The organism is Flavobacterium nitrogenifigens (genome assembly GCF_003254565.1).
Lineage (GTDB): Bacteria > Bacteroidota > Bacteroidia > Flavobacteriales > Flavobacteriaceae > Flavobacterium > Flavobacterium nitrogenifigens.
The window spans coordinates 1-323 of sequence record NZ_QJRI01000065.1; the positions used below are offsets into that span (position 1 = coordinate 1).

Consider the following 323-nt stretch of genomic DNA (forward strand, 5'->3'; position numbering starts at 1 on the left):
ACCTTATATTTGCCGATAACGGAATCATATAAAAACATGAAATATCTTTCAGTAGCAGAATTTGCAAAAAATATGAATCTGTCTGAAAGGACGGTTCGCAATTATTGCTCTGCAGGAAAATTAAAAGGGGTGTTCCTAACCGGTAAAACTTGGAATATTCCTGAAGATGCCGTAATCCCTAAAAAAGGAAATAGAAAAGCAGGTGCAAATATTTTATTGGACATTCTAAAAGAACAAAAGAATATGAAGCTGAAAGGCGGCATCTATCACCGGACACAAATTGATTTAACCTATAATTCAAATAAAATTGAAGGAAGCAGGCT

1 protein-coding gene is annotated in these 323 nt (G+C 34.4%); it reads left to right on the forward strand.

Translation table 11 applies throughout. From position 1 onward, the window contains the following. Positions 1–36 precede the first annotated feature (36 nt). Positions 37–323: helix-turn-helix domain-containing protein (locus DM397_RS00275; protein ID WP_162615422.1), on the forward strand; the 287-nt coding region annotated here is incomplete at its 3' end.